We start from the raw sequence: 17,118 nt of genomic DNA, 5'->3' as shown, positions 1-17,118 counted from the left end.
GCTTACTTTTTTAAGACTGCTTGACTTTCATCAGCAGCTCTTCCATTTCATCAAGTTTTTCTTCAAACATTTTGCACGCGGCTTCGATTGGCTCTGGGGACGTCATATCAACACCCGCTTTTTTCAAGACATCAATCGGGTATTGTGAGCTTCCTGCTTTCAGGAATTCAATATAACGGTCAACCGCCGGCTTTCCTTCCTTCAAAATCTGGCTGCTTAATGCTTGGGCAGCGCTGTACCCTGTCGCATACTGATACACATAGTAATTGTAATAGAAGTGCGGAATACGCGACCATTCAAGGCCGATTTCCTTATCAATCACCATGCCGTCTCCAAAATACTTTTTATTCAGGTCGTAATAGACATTTGTCAGAAGCTCAGGTGTAAGCGGCTCGCCTTCTTGAGCCTTTGTATGGATCAGATGTTCAAATTCAGCGAACATCGTTTGTCTGAAGACCGTTCCCCTGAAGCCCTCAAGCATATGGTTGAGAATATATAAGCGCTGTTTTTCATCCTCTAAATTGTTCAGCAAATATTCGCCAAGGAGCGCTTCATTTGTCGTAGAGGCAACTTCCGCGACAAAGATACTGTAATTGCCGTATGGATAAGGCTGGTGCTTTCTCGTATAGTAGCTGTGTACGGAATGTCCAAACTCGTGCACGAGCGTAAAGAGATTATTGACGTTATTATGCCAGTTCATCAAAATATACGGATTCGTGCCGTAAGCTCCTGATGAATAAGCCCCATTGCGTTTGCCTTTATTCTCGTAAACGTCCACCCAGCGGTTTTCCAGTCCTTCTTTTAGGATAGAGGCATATTCTTCCCCTAAAGGTTCAAGGCCTTTCAGCATGTAATCTTTGGCTTCCTCGTATGTCACCTTCATCCCAGCATCTTTCACAAGCGGTGTATACAGGTCATAGATATGCACTTCATCAAGCTCAAGCACTTTCTTTCTTAGCGCAATATAGCGGTGCAGGAGCGGCAAATGCTTATTAATCGTCTTAACAAGGTTATCGTATACTTCCTCAGGAATACTGTTGTTAGAAAGCGCAGCCTCACGCGCGGACTTGTACTTTTTCACTCTCGCGTAGAAGTTGTCCTTTTTCACAGTGCCGCTTAGCGTCGTGGCCATTGTGTTTTTATATTGTCCGTACGTTTTATACACTGCGTCAAACGCATTTTTGCGGACTTCACGGTTTTCACTTTCCAAGAAATTAATAAAGTTGCCGTGAGTGATCTGTTTCTCATTCCCATCTTCGTCTTTAATGGACGGAAACGTTATATCTGCGTTATTTAACACGCTGAATGTATTTGAAGATGACCCCAGTACCTCGGAGGCTTCAGCAAGCAGTGCCTCTTCCTTCTCGCTCAGCACATGCGGACGTTCCTTTGTAATCTCCTCAATCGCATGAGAGTACAGCTTTAATTCTTCTTTTTCAAGAATGAACTGCTGCAGTTTGTCTTCTTCTATGGATAAAATCTCCGGAACCAAATAAGCTGTCGCGCTTGCGGCCTGTGTATACAGGTTTCCCGCCTTGTCATTCAGCCCCTGGTAAAAGGAGTTCCCAGTATCCTGGTCAGAGCGCATATGCGCATATGTGTACAGCCTACCCAGCCGCTCCATCACTTTATCTTGATACGTAAGAGCCTCGTATAAATGATCAGCTGAATCTGCCAGCTTTCCTTTATACTTAGATAAATTCGGAATTAATTCTTTTACAGCTTGAAATTCTTTATTCCAGGCCTCATCACTAGGAAAAATATCCTCAAGTCTCCATGTGTCTTCTGCCTTTACCTCACTTCTGTCAGGCAGTTGGTTTGCTTTTTTTTCCTCAGCCATGGTGATCCCCCTCGTCTTCTTTGATTCAAGCCAATTGAAAAAACAGCTGTTTCTCAATAAACTTGTATTGTGAATATCTTCCGGTTTTTCACTGCCTTTTGTCAAATCATATGCAGTAATGAAGAGAACGAATGCCAAAAAAGCAGTAAAAACACGAAAAACCTTTCCTTTTGTGCCTTTCACAGCCTGCCCACCACCTTTGTCTTAGGGTGAGCCAAATAAGACAAACTCATTCTATAAAACAGCTGCGGTCTCTTTCTATGAGATCCTGCATGGAGTGTATGCCACCTGCAGGCTGATTCAGCACATATACTTCTTTCTGAGTCTCCCTTAAAAATCCCTTCTTGCACAAAAAATCAATATACTGTTTAACCGCTTCTGAAAGACACTCTTCGCTGCATTCGAACCTGAGTGCAATGTTCTTATTATGAATGTGCAGTTTGCACTGCTGCAAAACGGCTGAAAAACGAATTGGCGCACGTTTATCTCCAAGATCCGTCATAAACAAATAAAGAAATCCTTGCCACACAAAAACCGGACTCTTAAAAACTGCCCCTTTTCTAACAGGAACAAACACTTCAGTCGGCAGAAAAGAAAAAGGCGTCTGCCGTTTCTCATAAAACAGCAGCCTAAGGCGATTTGTTTCCTTTGAGTTAAACCGATGGGGTTTATGGCGAAAACGGTGAATCGCTTTCGTCCAGCCTGAATATTGAATTGAGGGTTTCGGTTCAGTGAAAAAAAGATCGCCTACACCTGCCCGATGAATAGGGATCGTTTGGACTGAGGAATAAGAATGGTTTGTGTAGAATGGAATGATGTGGCTGAGCCGGAGAAAAGAACGCCTTTCAGGACAATAACATATCAGTTCTCTGTATGGACTTGCATTGATAAACTGCCAATGAAAAGTTGAAAGCTGATAAAAGGACGAAGCAGTCCGTTTTAAGCGGCTGTATCCCATAATCCACTGCGGGATGATTCCTTCTTGTTTGAAGCTCTCTGTCCGCTTTTGAAAGACATCTGGAGCGATAGTGGCGCATTGATATTCAACAGCAAGCATATGCTCCTTGATTCTTGCCATGACGTCCGGTCTTTGGTTGATTGTCCTTATATACGGCTCCAATATTGGTGAAGCCCGTTGTGTTTTCAGCCATACATACAGCTGTCTTTTTCCTTCTAAGTGGTAGGCGCTTTCCGGTTCGATGTCTATGGAGCAGGACTTGTTCTGTTTATGGGCAAAATGCGGCGCTTTTTGAAGTCCGAGCTTCACAGCTAGCTCTCCTCCGCATACCGGACAGAAGAACCGTCTCCGCTTTAATTTCTGGTTTTGCTGAGCGCCTAGAAGGTGAAACATTTGGCCGTCTTCAGTCACAGCACTAAACAATTGTCATCTCTCCTTTCCAGATGAAGTATACTTTCTGGAAAAGATGATCAACTCCTGTTCGCTGTATTTTCTGCTTGTCTATATGTTTTTGATTTTTCACATCTCTAAAATGGCATTTTCGTGCATAAAAAAAACCGATTTCCGGAAGGAAATCGGTTTGCTATGATGCAAAGTGTTTTTTTATCGTTTCTAGAGCATGCTCTGAAATAATCAGCTTGCCGTACTCTTCAAGACGGTGTATGCTGATTGAGGATTCATTTGCGTACTCCAGCAGGATGCTTAGCTGATTTTCAACCTCTTCATCAGTCATATTGCAAAAATCTACATATAAATAATATCGGTTCTCAAACGAATATAAAGTCGTTTTGCTTCCGTTAACGTTCAAATTAGATAGAGAAATAACATCCTCAAAATCGCCAAATCGCAAGACAAATTGAAGCTTTTGCTCCTTCTCTTCCTGATTGACGGCTTGCTCTTCTTTCTGGAAATCATCCAGCAAGGCGTCAAGATCCTCAGATGCTGGTTCTTGCTTTTTATCCTCAGGAATCGGCAGTTCGAGCTTTTGTCCGTCTTTGGAAAGCTGGGCTTTTGTGACGATGATTTCTAATCCTTTGTCCAGTGCCTGAACTTGAATCCAAAGTGGGCCTTCCACAGCGAATTCCTCTTCTTCATGAACTTCATCCATGACTTCCCAGAATAGTTCTTCACTGCGCTCACGGTTATACCAAATTTCTTCTCTGTCAAAACCGCGATCTTCAATATCTCCGTAAGACATATAAAATTTTACTGTATGCTCGTTAATTCTTTCAATTTCCATTTGCCAACCTTCCCTTCTATATAAGATGTTGAAGGGACATCTAAGCTCCCGATTAATTGTACTTTACTACACTTTACCCATTCCGTCCACATCTTAACCTTAACCAAGGCCAGTGTGAATTCCTTTGTATTTCTATTTTATGATAAAACAGTCACAAAAGAAATAAAAATGCACCTTTGCCTAAAAAACGGCAGTTCAGGCGGCTGATATCATAAAATACGACCTGTCTCATATAGTAGTAGTACAAGCGAAGGACTGAAAGCGAGGTGCCGCTTCATGGAGCATGACTATCTGATTTCTCTGCTTGTCATTGTTGGGATTGACCTGATCCTCGGCGGAGATAATGCGGTTGTCATTGCCATGGCCAGCAGACATTTGCCGGACAAGCAAAGACAGCAAGCCATTATTCTCGGAACATTTATTGCCGTTGCCATGAGAATCGGATTAACAAGTGCAGCTGTATATCTTTTGAACATTCCGTTCTTGCAGTGCGCCGGCGGAATTTTCCTGCTGTATTTAGGATATCAGCTGCTGATTGAAAAAAAAGACACGAAACACATTAAAAGCAGCACCTCCCTGTGGAGAGCGATACGAACGATTGTGCTTGCAGATCTCTTTATGTCGCTGGACAACGTCATCGCAGTTGCGGGAGCTTCACACGGTGAGTTTTCTCTCGTTGTTATAGGTTTGTGTGTATCGGTTCCGGTTATTATTTGGGGCAGCAAACTCATCCATATTGCACTAGAGAAAATACCGCTTCTGATTTACGCGGGAAGCGGGCTGCTTGCTTATACTGGCGGAGAAATGATTGTCAGAGACAAAAAGCTGTCTCTTTTTATGGCGCAGCACGGCACAGTTGAAACGCTCCTCCCCATTTTGACGGTTGCGTTTGTCATCCTTGCGAGCATTTATTACCAGCAGGTTGAAAAATAAAAGAAGGCTGATCACTCAGCCTTCTTTCAGCGTGTCGACAAACCTTTGCATTCGTTGTCAGACCTGCGCGTCGGTGCTCACGAATAAACATATTCGTTGTGCTCCAATGCTCGGCCTTCCTAGACTTCAAAGGTTTTCAATCACGCTGAACTGAAAAGGTAACAAAATCCTAAAACAAAAAACCGTTTTAGGATTTTGTCAACTATCTAAAAAAGAAGGCTGATGACTCAGCCTTCTTTTGATGATACGATCTATTAGTTTGCCAAACGCTGTGCTTCTCTTAATTGGAAAGAGCGAACTTTTCTTGGCAGGAAACGTCTGATTTCGTCTTCGTTATATCCGACCTGCAAACGTTTTTCGTCAATGATGATCGGACGGCGAAGCAACCCTGGATGCTCGTTGATCAAGCGGTACAAATCTTGCAGCGGCATAGATTCAACGTTCACATTCAGTTTTTGGAATACTTTTGAACGGGTTGAGATGATTTCATCTGTACCATCCTCAGTCATTCGAAGAATTTGTTTTATTTCATCAATTGATAAAGGTTCAGAGAAAATATTTCTTTCTACAAATGGAATATCGTGCTCCTCGAGCCACGCTCTCGCCTTTCTGCATGAAGTACAGCTTGGTGATGTGTATAGTGTAACCATTCATCTTCACTCCTCTAATTAGTAGGATGAACATCTATTTTATTCTTAAATTGAAATTACTCTAAAAAAGGAATCTTTACAGGTATTATACTATAAAAAAGTAAGTGTGAACAGTATCCTAAGAAAAAAATGTGTCAATCCAGCAAATTTTTAATGTTCATGATATGTTCTAATTCTCAATTAGCTTAACTGATCGAAAATATTTTTTTGTTTTTCTTCATCAATGAGTTTCAGGACTTCATCCGTTTTTTCGTACGATTCCCCGTACCATTTCTCGTCTTTATAAGTATGAATGTTTTCATATGTCTGTTTCATGGCTTCAAGAATTTCTTCTTCTGATTCTGTTTTTGGTGACCAGTACAGAATCTCCATCTTGTTTACTTCATTCGTAGCCAATGACCGGCGTCGGTACCCAATTGACTGAGCATGCTTGAAATGCTCTCTTTGATAAAACCTCAGGCGTTTTTCTGTATCAGTATCATCTTCATCCACAGGTTCCACCTCGAGCAATATGGGCTTATTTTTCTTTTTCAGCTTCGCGATCAATTTGCCGCCAAGCCCCTGCCCTCTTGCATCCTTAGACACATACAGATAATCAACGAAGATAAAAGAATCGAATTCCGCAAACATTAAAATATGATGTTTGCCTTCATCTTTATGATAAATATCGCTTCGCTCTTTCAGAAGAGCTTCCATATGCGCTTTTGATTTCATTTCTTCAATTGGAAAGTACTCGCTAAGCTTTTCATACCAGTTCATTGATTTGCTCCTTATGAGTTCGTTGTCTTCATACTTTTAGATATACCCCATTTCTTCTTGTTTAAACAGCCTTACATCTATAAAGACGTGCGAACTTCCTCCATGGTTTCATTTTTTTTCAGCAAAAACCGAGCCATCTGCTCCGTTCATTTTGAATTGTTTCTCATTGAACTCGATTTTCCCGCCTGTAATGAACCAGGCGGGGCTGCGCCAGTGCAATCAGAAATGTCATGATATATAATGCAGCAGCCGCGATAAAAGCTATTTTCGCACCAGCAGCATCAGCTACTAGCCCCATAATGGAGTAGGTGACGCCTGACCAAGGAGTCAAAATCGCATTTTTTGCAGCCATGATTCCGATTCGTTTCTGCTCGGGAATAACCTCCTGCAGCATGGTTTCCTGGCAAATATCACGCACCTGATAAAAAGGCCCCATTGCAGCACAAGCCAGAGCGCATAAAAATGGGACTGGAGAAAATGAAAACAAAAGGGTCAGCGCCGACATTACAAGCGAGCTGAACATAATGGCATAGCCCATATTCCGCTCAAAAAAAGAAGAAAAACGAATGGCAATCACACTGCCGACAATTGCGCCTATAAAATAGGAAGCGTTAAACATCCCCCACCACACCTCTGTTTCATGCAAAACAGCCGCAGTAAATGCGAGGAGAATAGCAGATGACCATACGGAACCCGCCAAAGCTTCTATCATGTCCATTACAGTAATGTCTCTTACAATAGGGATGATCATTAAATCCTTCCATATACTTCTGGCAGATGCTGTTTCAGCAGTTCCTACAGCCTCTTCTTCATTTACATGCAGCACACTGATGGAAGCTCCCGATAGAACAAACAGGCAAATGGCAGCGCCGACAACGAGTTCAAAAGGGACGGCATACGTCAGAAGGCCTCCAAGGCCCCAGCCTGCTGTTAAGAACAATTGATTCGAGAGGGAGATCACACCATTCGCTTTTACATATTGCTTCTTTGGAACAATAATCGGCAGCAGCGCAAATCTTGCCGGCTGAAAAAAAGCGCCCGCGAAGGAAAAACAAAACACAAACAGCAGCGTAATCCAAAAGAATGCCTGTCCGTGATGAGTGACGCTGTATGCCATCAGGATTGTAAAGACCGCTCTCAGCAGATTCGCTCCCGCAAGCACCTTTTTAAAACCGAGAATGCGAAGCACCGGAGAGACGCAAAAGCTTGCTGCTATACTCGCAAACGACATGAACGATAAAATAAGGCCTGCCAAAAAAACGGAGTCAGTCATTTGATAGACCCGGACCATTAAAACGATTGTGACAAGAACTCCTGCTAAGGATTGAAGAGATTGAGACAGCAATAGCGCAAAAACATTTTTGTTATGCAGAAATTGAATTGTATTTCGCCTCCGCTTTTTTCCTCTAATTGTAAATGTCATCATTCTCACTTTCTATGATGCCGTAAAAAAATCCTTCAAGAGATTTCTCTTGAAGGATTGATAAATCATGAAAAAGCTTTAAATTCGGCTTCCGTGCACATCACAAAATGTCCCGGTTTGACTTCACGGAATTCCATCGTTTCCCCATCCTTTAATTGATGGACAGACGGATCATATTTCTGGCGAACGCGATTTCTCTCATAGTCCGGATCAGGAAGCGGAATCGCAGAAAGCAATGATTTTGTATACGGGTGAAGCGGATTCTCATACAGCTCATCTGCCGGCGCAAGCTCAACCAGTTTCCCGAAATACATGACTCCAATGCGGTCACTGATGTATTTGACCATCGATAAATCGTGGGCAATAAACAGGTATGTGAGCCCTTTTTCTTTTTGCAGTTCTTTCATTAAATTCACGACCTGCGCTTGAATGGATACATCCAAAGCGGAAATCGGCTCATCCGCGATAATGAATTCCGGATCAACAGCAAGAGCTCTGGCAATCCCGATTCTTTGGCGCTGGCCGCCGGAAAATTCATGCGGATAGCGGTTCGCGTGTTCCTTGTTTAAACCAACTGTTTCCAATAGTTCATGAACTCGCTGCATCCGCTCTTTTTTCGTTTTCGCCAGCTTATGAATATCAAGGCCTTCAGCAATAATATCAGCAACTGTCATTCTCGGATTTAGGGATGCATAGGGGTCTTGGAAAATCATCTGCATTTTGCGGTTGAATTCCAGCAGCTTTTTCCGCGATTTTCTCCCGTGCACATTTTCACCGTTAAACAGCACCTCACCATCGGTTGCTTCGTACAGCCGGATAATGCTTCGGCCTGTTGTCGATTTACCGCAGCCAGATTCACCAACCAGCCCTAATGTTTCACCTTTATAGATATCAAATGATAAATCATCTACAGCCTTGACCGTTCCCCTTGGTGTGACAAAGTGCTGTTTTAAATGTTTGATTTCTAATAATTTTTCAGTCAATTCATTCACCTTCTCTCACTAAGACAGGTTTTTCATACGTATTTGCCAGTTTACGCATTTTCGCTTTTACCGCTTCAGGCGGCTCTACCTTTGGCGCGTCAGGATGAAGCAGCCACGATTTGACATAATGAGTATCAGATACCTTAAACATTGGCGGCTCCTGTTCAAAATCGATTTTCATCGCATAAGGGCTCCGCAGGGCAAAAGCATCTCCTTTTGGCGGGTTTGTCAAATCAGGCGGTGTGCCCGGAATGGCAGTCAGCTCTTCCTCTCCTGAACTTTCCAGTGTCGGCATGGATGCAAGAAGCCCCCAAGTGTACGGATGTCTCGGATCGTAGAAGATTTCGTCTACCGTACCGGTTTCTACAATCTGTCCCGCGTACATGACAGCGACCCGGTCAGCAACGTTAGCCACAACACCAAGATCGTGTGTGATAAAGATGATGGACGTGTCAATTTTCTTTTGCAAATCCTTCATTAATTCCAGAATTTGCGCTTGAATCGTTACATCAAGTGCAGTGGTCGGCTCGTCGGCGATCAGAAGCTTCGGATTCGCCGCAAGCGCCATCGCAATGACAACCCGCTGCCTCATACCGCCTGAAAATTCGTGCGGAAATTGGTTCACCCGCTTTTCCGGCATTGGGATACCGACTAATTCCAGCAGTTCAACCGCGCGTTTTTTAGCCGCTTCCTTTGAGATCTTTTCGTGTTTAAAAAGCACTTCCGTAATTTGTTTACCGACCTTCATCGTTGGATTTAAAGAGGTCATCGGATCTTGGAATATCATGCCGATCTCTTTTCCCCGGACATTTTGCATTTCTTTTTCGGACAGCGGCACCAGATCCTTTCCTTCAAACAGGATCTCACCGCGTTTGAAATAACCCGGAGGCATTGGAATCAGCTTCATAATCGCTTGAGAGGTTACACTTTTTCCGGAACCTGATTCTCCAACAATGGCCAGCGTCTCCCCTTTATCCAGATGGAAATTCACTCCGCGGATCGCCTGGACCTCTCCGCCATATGTTTTAAATGAAATTGCTAAATCTTTTACTTCTAATAGGCGTGTCACCCGTATCACTCCCTTATTTACGTAACTTAGGATCCAATGCGTCTCTTAATCCGTCGCCGACAACGTTGAAACCAAACATTGTAATGCAGATAAATCCGGCAGGGAAGAATAAACGCCACGGATAATAGGTCAATGCAGGCAATCCGTCAGAAGCCATCGTTCCCCAGCTTGCCAGCGGAGCCGGAACACCAAGTCCCAAATAGCTTAAAAAGGCTTCTGTGAAAATCGCAGTAGGAACTGTCAGTGTCATCGTGACCAAAATAGAACCCATCGCGTTTGGCACGATATGTTTAAACAGAAGACGGGATGTTTTTGCACCCAGTGTCTGTGAAGCAAGCACATACTCCTGATTCTTCAGCTGCAGCACTTGTCCGCGCACGATTCTGGCCATATTAATCCAGCCTGTAATCGTCATGGCAATAATAATCGTAAATAGACCTTTCGGAAGAACAACCATCAGTAAGATAACCATTAATAATGAAGGAACTGCCCAAAGGATATCAGCGATACGCATCATGATTTCGTCCGTTCTGCCTCCGCGGAAGCCTGAAATGCTCCCCCAAATGACGCCGATCAGCAAATCGAGAACAGCAGCTGCAACACCGATAAAGATTGAGATTCGAGCCCCTACCCATGTACGGACGAAAATGTCTCGTCCAAGATCATCTGTTCCGAACCAGTGATCTTTTGAAGGCGGCTTATCCGCATTTAAGAGATTAGTAGTTGAATAATCATACCTTGAGAACATCGGCGCAAAAATTGCCATAAGGATAATAAGTACGATAATGATAAGCCCGACCATTGCAAGCTTATTGCTGCGGAAGCGAAGCATCGCATCTTTCCAGAGGGAAAGGCTCTTTTTACTTATTTTTTCTGCATCGCCGGCATTCGCTGCGGCTGGTTCAAACATGTTTTTTGGAATGTTCTGCATGGCCTAGGCTCCTTTCTTTGCTTTGGAAAGCTTGATTCTTGGATCAATAATGCCGTATAACACATCTACGATTAATACACACAATAGCAGGATGACACTGAAGAACACCGTTACACCCATAATGACCGTATAATCACGGTTTGTAATACTGTTGACGAAGTGTGCACCAAGCCCCGGGATCCCAAAAATGGTTTCAATAATGAAGCTCCCCGTTAAGACCTGTGCGGCCATCGGGCCCATATATGTAACAACCGGCAAAAGCGCGTTTCGAATGGCGTGCCGCACTGTAACCGCTGGGCGGGACAGCCCTTTCGCTTTCGCTGTGCGGATATAATCACTGTTTAACACTTCGATCATGCTTGAACGGGAAAGTCTGGCAATAAACGCCATCGGCATGGAAGCAAGTGCGATTGAAGGCAAAAAGGTGTATGCCCAGGAATCCCACCCCGCGACCGGAAACAGCCCAAGCTTCATGGAGAACACATATTGCAGAACAGCCGCCATGATAAAGCTCGGAACCGAAATACCAAATATCGTTAAAATCGCGACGGTATAATCCTGCCACTTATTATGGTAAAGGGCTGCAATGACCCCAAACAATACACCTAACGCTAAAGCGAGGAGAATAGCTTCTGCTCCAAGAGTAAATGAAACGGGGAAACCTGAACTGATCAGGTCGTTAACACTCTGACCTTTATATTTAAATGACGGTCCGAAATCCCACATTGCAACTGATTTCAAATAACTGACATATTGTACAAACAGCGGCTTGTCCAAGCCATAATGCGCATTTAAATTTGCTTCAATTTCAGGCGGAAGCTTTTTCTCACCTGAAAATGGCCCGCCCGGTGCTGCTTGCATTAAGAAGAATGTCACAGTTACAATCACAAATAGTGTGATAATCATATAGACTAAACGTCTTCCGATATATTTTAGCAAGGGGGAACACCTCCATGGTTTTTACATTTTTATACTCCATCAGTAAGAAAGGTATATGGGGCTTTTCTCCCCATATACCTTGAGGTCTTTTATTTTCAGACGTAGCCTTATTTAAAATATGCGTTTCTGAAATAAACCTCACCAGTACCTGGCATGATAACACCTTTTAGGTTTTCATCCTGTACCCAAGTATCAGTATAGAAATAGATTGGGGCAACCGGCATTTCATCAATGAAAATACCTTCTGCTTTTTTCAGCAGCTCTGCACGTTTTGTTTTATCTGTTTCAGTTTGTGACTGATTCAGAAGCTTTTTGAATTCTGGATTTTCCCAGCCTGTATCGTTATTTCCTCCGTTTTTGTCGCGGAACAATTCAAGGAAGTTGATAGGATCATTGAAGTCGCCGAGCCAGCCCATACGGCCGATTTGATAATCTTGGCTGTGGAGCTTATCAATATAGACATTCCACTCTGAGTTATCAAGCTCAACATCAACGCCTAAATTTTTCTTCCACATTTCTTGTACTGCTTGAGCGATTTTCGCGTGTGCGTCATCAGTGTTGTAAGACAATTTGATTTTTGGCAAATCAGATGCCTTGCTTAAGCCCATTTCTTTTAGGCCTTTATCAAGGTATTCTTTTGCTGTTTTGACATCATTGTCTTTGAAGTATCCTTCTTTGTTATCCTCAAATCCCTTCATTGTAGGCGGCACTGCAGCCATTGCCGGGATTTGCTCTCCTTGCGTAACGTTTTTAACAATCGACTGACGGTCAAGCGAATATGTTAAAGCTTTACGGATATTTACGTTGTCTAATGGCTTAGCTTCAGTGTTGAATTTGTACCAATACACACCTGCAATCGGCTCAACATGTAAAGAACCGTCTTTTTTCAGGGTCGGCAGGGATTCTGTCGGAAGCTGTCCGAGCGGCATACCGGCCCAATCAAGTTCGCCAGCTTGGAATTTTTTCAGTTCCGTATTGTTATTGTTGATCATAACCATATCGATTTTCTTCAGTTTGACTTTGTCTTTATCCCAATACTGGTCATTTTTTTCGAGAGTAATAGAGCCGCTGTGTTTCCATGCCGTCATTTTGAACGGCCCGTTTGATACATAATCATCTCCGGCATTTGTATTCCACTTTTTATTTTTCTCTGCAATTTTCTTATTGATCGGCATATACGTATAGAACGCAGTTAATTCAGTGAAATATGGAGTCGGGTTATTTAATTCAACCTTCAGCGTTTTGTCATTCACAGCTTTTACTGCCACATCATCTAGGCTGCCTTTGCCGGTATTCGCCGCTTCAGCACCTTTTATGTAGTAGAGCTGGTAAGCGTATTGTGATTCGTTATTAGGGTCAAGCGCCCATTTCCAAGCATATTCAAAATCTTGTGCAGTTACAGGGTCTCCATTAGACCATTTCACACCATCACGAATGGTAAATGTATATGTCTTTCCGTCCTTGCTCGTTTCAATTTTAGAAGCCATGCCTTCTTCAGGCTCACCATCTGCATTGATACGTGTCAATCCTTCAAAAGTCTGACGGATAACACCGCCTGATACTGAATCATTTGCCAATCCCGGATGTAAGGAGAACGGCTCAGTTTTAATATTAATGTTAAGTGTCGTCTTTCCTTTACTGTCCTTTTTCCCTTCACCGTTTGATCCGCTGCCGCCAAAGCCGCACGCGCTCAGCACGAGAGTGAAAATGAGCATCAACGTGACAATCGACCAACGTTTTTTCATATTCGCAAACCCCCTAATAATAATTTTCAGCTCCTTACGGCTAAATCCTCAGAAATATCAGACAAATGAACCTGAGTTTCCACAACTTTTATTCTGTTCCGTCTTTTCTGATTATTTTTGTAAAAAAGCTGTAACAATAGAGTGAACAAGTTCATTATAATGAAACAAATAATTTATTGCAATATTATTTTATCAATTTAAAATATTTAAACTTCGTTAGTTTTTCTTCCATGAACATAATATCCTTCTACCATTTAAAGCATAAATTGATTAAAAACTTTTTCATGTGTTTTCTGCCCATATTGCTTTTTACATATAATATCTGCCTGTTTTTACGCTGATAGCAGTTATCATTTAAGGATTTTACAGCACTCGTGTTATTTATATTATTACAATTTTACTGGAAAAAAGAATGTTTTTTCATGATGACAATTGGTTATAATTGATTTATAATGAAGCAATCAAAAGAAAAGCTTGCTATGAAAAAGAGTAGTACACGTTTCACCTGTTTGAAGAGAGTCTGCGGTGCTGGGAGCAGATAACGGGCAATGTGGAATGGACTTTGGAGCAGCTGACCGAACTGGAAAAAAGTAGGCTCAGCCGGAGCAGTCTCCGTTACAAACGTCAGAGTGATTCCATTTTAATGGAATAATCAGGGTGGTACCACGGTTCATTCGTCCCTTTTTCACAGGGGAAGAATGAGCCTTTTTTATTATGTTTTAAGAAATGAGGTTGATGTTTTCATGAAACAAACGATTTTTTCAGGTATTCAGCCAAGCGGCTCAGTGACGCTCGGCAACTATATCGGTGCAATGAAGCAGTTTGTCGAACTGCAGCATGATTATAACAGCTATTTTTGCATCGTCGATCAGCATGCGATAACTGTTCCTCAAGACCGGCTTGAGCTTAGAAAGAATATCCGCAATCTCGCGGCGCTTTACTTAGCTGTCGGACTTGATCCAGAAAAAGCAACATTGTTTATTCAGTCAGAGGTCCCCGCGCATGCGCAGGCCGGATGGATGATGCAGTGTGTCGCCTATATCGGCGAGCTTGAGCGGATGACTCAATTTAAGGACAAATCCAAAGGCAATGAATCTGTCGTCTCCGGCCTGTTAACATATCCGCCGCTGATGGCCGCTGATATTCTGCTGTACGGAACGGATCTTGTACCTGTCGGCGAGGATCAAAAGCAGCACCTTGAGCTGACGCGGAATCTTGCAGAACGCTTCAACAAAAAATACAACGACATCTTTACGATTCCGGAAGTGAAAATTCCAAAAGTCGGTGCACGTATCATGTCTCTGAATGATCCGCTGAAGAAAATGAGCAAATCTGATCCGAATCAGAAAGCTTATATTACATTGCTGGATGAGCCGAAGCAGCTTGAAAAGAAAATCAAAAGCGCTGTAACGGATTCTGAAGGCATTGTGAAATTTGATAAGGAAAACAAACCGGGCGTTTCAAACCTTCTTACAATTTATTCAATCCTCGGCAATACGACAATTGAAGAGCTTGAAGCAAAGTACGAAGGAAAAGGCTACGGCGAGTTTAAAGGTGATTTGGCAGAAGTCGTGGTGAACGCATTAAAACCGATCCAGGACCGCTATTATGAGCTAATAGAATCTGAAGAATTAGACCGGATTCTTGATGAAGGCGCGGAACGAGCGAACCGGACAGCAAACAAAATGCTGAAAAAAATGGAGAATGCCATGGGTCTTGGAAGAAAAAGACGCTAATCAAAAAACCGCTCTTTGCAAAGAGCGGTTTTTTTTAGTTGACCTTTGATTCGTTTTCCATTTCCCACAGCTTTTCGAAAAAAGGCTGTCCTTTTATTAGGTTTTCGCAAAAAGCTAGGTGCTTGTCCGACCAGCCTTCAATTGTTTCGTTATACAGCATGTCCCAAATCTCTTCAAAGCTCATCCTTTTGATTTGTTCATACATATGCGGATTCCACTCTGTGTACCAGTAGCCGATTTCCGCCCGGTTTTTCAGCCCTTTCAATTGGTCAAGCGCCATAAACATCAGCTGCTTGATTTGCCGTTCTTTTCTCGTCAGTCCTCTGACATGTTCTGGTGCTAATGATAAGATGTGATATTCCTTAGAGGATTCCAGCTTCTTTGGCTCAAATTCATATGCTTCAGGCTCTACATCTTTTACCATTTCATAAACGAGCTGCTCCTGTCTTGGGATCAGACGGCTTTTTCTGACAGGGATCGTGTAGCCGATCGTGTCGACAGCTAAAATGCCGATTCCGTCTGTTACGACAAAACAATACTCAAGCTTTGTCCGCTCATGATTTTTCCGAATGTACGATTTCTGATGTACGTCTTCAAGCAAACCTTCCGGAAGCTCTGACAAATCGTTTTCTATGTAATGAAACAGTACTGACGGCACCCTTAACAGCGGCACCTGATCCAAAAGCTCAACCGTATCTTCCTTGCGCCATTCGTGAAAGTGGCATACATTGTAGCCATTTTCTTCCCCTTCAAACCAATTGACCCACACATCATGAAGAAATAACATCTCTAACCCCTCACTTTTATAAAAACTGTTGTCCACAGTATAGGCAAGGGATAGAGAAATTATTCCAAAGAGATTGAGGAAATCTGGAATCACTGGGTTTATGTAAGAATCATAAAAAGCAGATCTCTTTGTATATTTTCTGACAAAAGAAGATCTGCTTTTTTCTGATTTGGTGATATTTTATCACAGATATGATATTCATTTTTATTTAATATTTTTCGGGTCAAGCGCATCCCGCAGGCCATCACCGACAAAGTTGAAGCATAAAACGGTCATTAAAATAAATAGCCCGGGAAATAACGGGTACCACCATGCTTGAATCATTAATGTAAAGTTTTGAGCATCCTGAAGCATGTTTCCCCAGCTAGCAATTGGCGGCTGGATACCGAAACCCAAATAGCTTAGCGTTGATTCAGCTAGAATGACACTGCCTACTTTTAGAGTAGCGGAAACAATAATTGGCCCAATACAATTCGGCAATATATGCGAAAAAATAATTTTGTGATTTTTTGTGCCTATTGTTTTAGCAGCCAATACAAATTCCCTTGACCTTAGAGATAAAAACTCACCTCTGACTAGTCTCGCTGTTGTAGTCCAACCCGTCAAAGAAAAAATCAAAATTAACTTATCCATTCCGGGTTGAAAAATTGTAACCAAGGTAATAAGCAGAAAAATATCAGGAATAGATAAGACTACGTCGACAGCCCTCATTAATACAGCATCTACTATTCCTTTAAAGTACCCTGCTACAGCTCCAACAACCGTACCTATAGTAATCGCACCAATTACGGAAGCAAAACCGACTAATAAAGACACACGAGCTCCATATAACACCCTTGTAAATATATCTCGCCCAAACTTATCCGTTCCCATTAGATTTTTAGGGCTTGGCGGCTTCAGTTTGTTTAAAAGTGATTGACTCTCAGGTGAGTAAGGCGCAATAAAAGGGGCAAAGACTGCCATTAAAATAATAACTGTTAATATGATACCCCCAACAACAGCAAGCTTATTTTTGAAAAATTTCTCAAAAAAGATCCTAGTCATTGTTTCTGGTTTTTTTCTAATATTTTCTTTTAGCTTTACCTCATTAGAGGGAGCCGCAGTGTTTGGATGTGCCATATGTGT

17 protein-coding genes and 1 other annotated feature are annotated in these 17,118 nt (G+C 42.5%); of the genes, 3 read left to right on the top strand and 14 right to left on the bottom strand.

The features are described from left to right. Positions 1–10 precede the first annotated feature (10 nt). Both pepF and coiA read right to left on the bottom strand, forming a co-directional pair. On the bottom strand, positions 11–1,840 hold the full coding sequence (gene pepF / locus NST79_RS06300) for an oligoendopeptidase F (RefSeq protein ID WP_212059658.1): 1,830 nt from the start codon (positions 1,838–1,840) through the stop codon (positions 11–13). 229 nt (positions 1,841–2,069) lie between these two features. After that, positions 2,070–3,221, bottom strand: a complete 1,152-nt coding sequence (gene coiA / locus NST79_RS06295; RefSeq protein WP_212059660.1) for a competence protein CoiA — start codon at positions 3,219–3,221, stop codon at positions 2,070–2,072. A 43-nt stretch (positions 3,222–3,264) separates the two neighbouring features. On the opposite strand from coiA, the gene NST79_RS06290 reads away from it, so the two are divergent. Continuing rightward, positions 3,265–3,387: a hypothetical protein gene (locus NST79_RS06290; RefSeq protein WP_003245684.1), complete on the top strand. Its 123-nt coding sequence runs from the start codon at positions 3,265–3,267 to the stop codon at positions 3,385–3,387. Here NST79_RS06290 and mecA read toward each other — a convergent pair. Then, on the bottom strand, positions 3,382–4,038 hold the full coding sequence (gene mecA, locus NST79_RS06285) for an adaptor protein MecA (RefSeq protein WP_003232942.1): 657 nt from the start codon (positions 4,036–4,038) through the stop codon (positions 3,382–3,384). The two genes, NST79_RS06290 and mecA, sit on opposite strands and share 6 nt — an antisense overlap. After that, positions 4,005–4,145 (bottom strand): hypothetical protein, encoded by a 141-nt coding sequence (locus NST79_RS06280; RefSeq protein ID WP_119122854.1) that lies wholly within the window; start codon positions 4,143–4,145, stop codon positions 4,005–4,007. The genes mecA and NST79_RS06280 overlap by 34 nt, the downstream gene beginning before the upstream one ends. Positions 4,146–4,314: 169 nt before the next feature. Here NST79_RS06280 and NST79_RS06275 point away from each other — a divergent pair, with 169 nt between their 5' ends. Next, positions 4,315–4,971 carry a TerC family protein gene (locus tag NST79_RS06275; protein WP_003232944.1) on the top strand — a complete coding sequence of 219 codons (657 nt, stop codon included), beginning with the start codon at positions 4,315–4,317 and terminating at the stop codon, positions 4,969–4,971. 254 nt (positions 4,972–5,225) lie between these two features. On the opposite strand, the gene spx is transcribed toward NST79_RS06275, so the two are convergent. From spx to oppA, 8 genes are all read right to left on the bottom strand, one after another. Next, complete coding sequence (spx, locus tag NST79_RS06270) at positions 5,226–5,621, bottom strand: transcriptional regulator Spx (RefSeq protein ID WP_014476435.1); 396 nt, start codon at positions 5,619–5,621, stop codon at positions 5,226–5,228. A gap of 180 nt (positions 5,622–5,801) precedes the next feature. Further along, a complete protein-coding gene (locus NST79_RS06265) occupies positions 5,802–6,380 on the bottom strand; it encodes a GNAT family N-acetyltransferase (RefSeq protein WP_003224597.1) in 579 nt (192 codons plus the stop codon). 163 nt (positions 6,381–6,543) lie between these two features. Continuing rightward, entirely contained in the window at positions 6,544–7,761 is a 1,218-nt protein-coding gene (locus NST79_RS06260) for an MFS transporter (protein ID WP_153255904.1), read from the bottom strand. Positions 7,762–7,868: 107 nt separating this feature from the next. Further along, positions 7,869–8,786, bottom strand: coding sequence for an oligopeptide ABC transporter ATP-binding protein OppF (oppF, locus tag NST79_RS06255; protein ID WP_003245567.1), 918 nt, complete (start codon positions 8,784–8,786; stop codon positions 7,869–7,871). A gap of 1 nt (position 8,787) precedes the next feature. Next, positions 8,788–9,864 carry an oligopeptide ABC transporter ATP-binding protein OppD gene (gene oppD / locus NST79_RS06250; protein WP_015252358.1) on the bottom strand — a complete coding sequence of 359 codons (1,077 nt, stop codon included), beginning with the start codon at positions 9,862–9,864 and terminating at the stop codon, positions 8,788–8,790. A gap of 4 nt (positions 9,865–9,868) precedes the next feature. Next, positions 9,869–10,786, bottom strand: a complete 918-nt coding sequence (gene oppC, locus NST79_RS06245; RefSeq protein WP_003232954.1) for an oligopeptide ABC transporter permease OppC — start codon at positions 10,784–10,786, stop codon at positions 9,869–9,871. Positions 10,787–10,789: 3 nt separating this feature from the next. After that, a complete protein-coding gene (gene oppB, locus NST79_RS06240) occupies positions 10,790–11,725 on the bottom strand; it encodes an oligopeptide ABC transporter permease OppB (protein ID WP_003245554.1) in 936 nt (311 codons plus the stop codon). A 107-nt stretch (positions 11,726–11,832) separates the two neighbouring features. Beyond that, entirely contained in the window at positions 11,833–13,470 is a 1,638-nt protein-coding gene (gene oppA / locus NST79_RS06235) for an oligopeptide ABC transporter substrate-binding protein OppA (RefSeq protein WP_015252360.1), read from the bottom strand. A 470-nt stretch (positions 13,471–13,940) separates the two neighbouring features. Beyond that, positions 13,941–14,155, top strand: a binding site (T-box leader). Between the two features lie 58 nt (positions 14,156–14,213). On the opposite strand from oppA, the gene trpS reads away from it, so the two are divergent. Beyond that, complete coding sequence (gene trpS / locus NST79_RS06230; protein ID WP_212059877.1) at positions 14,214–15,206, top strand: tryptophan--tRNA ligase; 993 nt, start codon at positions 14,214–14,216, stop codon at positions 15,204–15,206. A 34-nt stretch (positions 15,207–15,240) separates the two neighbouring features. Here the strand turns inward: trpS and NST79_RS06225 are convergent, their stop codons facing one another. Both NST79_RS06225 and opp4C read right to left on the bottom strand, forming a co-directional pair. Next, on the bottom strand, positions 15,241–15,993 hold the full coding sequence (locus NST79_RS06225; RefSeq protein WP_003232959.1) for a YjbA family protein: 753 nt from the start codon (positions 15,991–15,993) through the stop codon (positions 15,241–15,243). Positions 15,994–16,197: 204 nt separating this feature from the next. Beyond that, positions 16,198–17,112, bottom strand: a complete 915-nt coding sequence (opp4C, locus tag NST79_RS06220) for an oligopeptide ABC transporter permease (RefSeq protein ID WP_015383348.1) — start codon at positions 17,110–17,112, stop codon at positions 16,198–16,200. Positions 17,113–17,118: the final 6 nt, after the last annotated feature.

Origin of the sequence: Bacillus sp. PS196, assembly GCF_037963555.1 — a bacterium.
Classification (GTDB): Bacteria; Bacillota; Bacilli; order Bacillales; family Bacillaceae; genus Bacillus; species Bacillus subtilis.
This window is presented reverse-complemented; position numbering and strand designations above follow the sequence as displayed.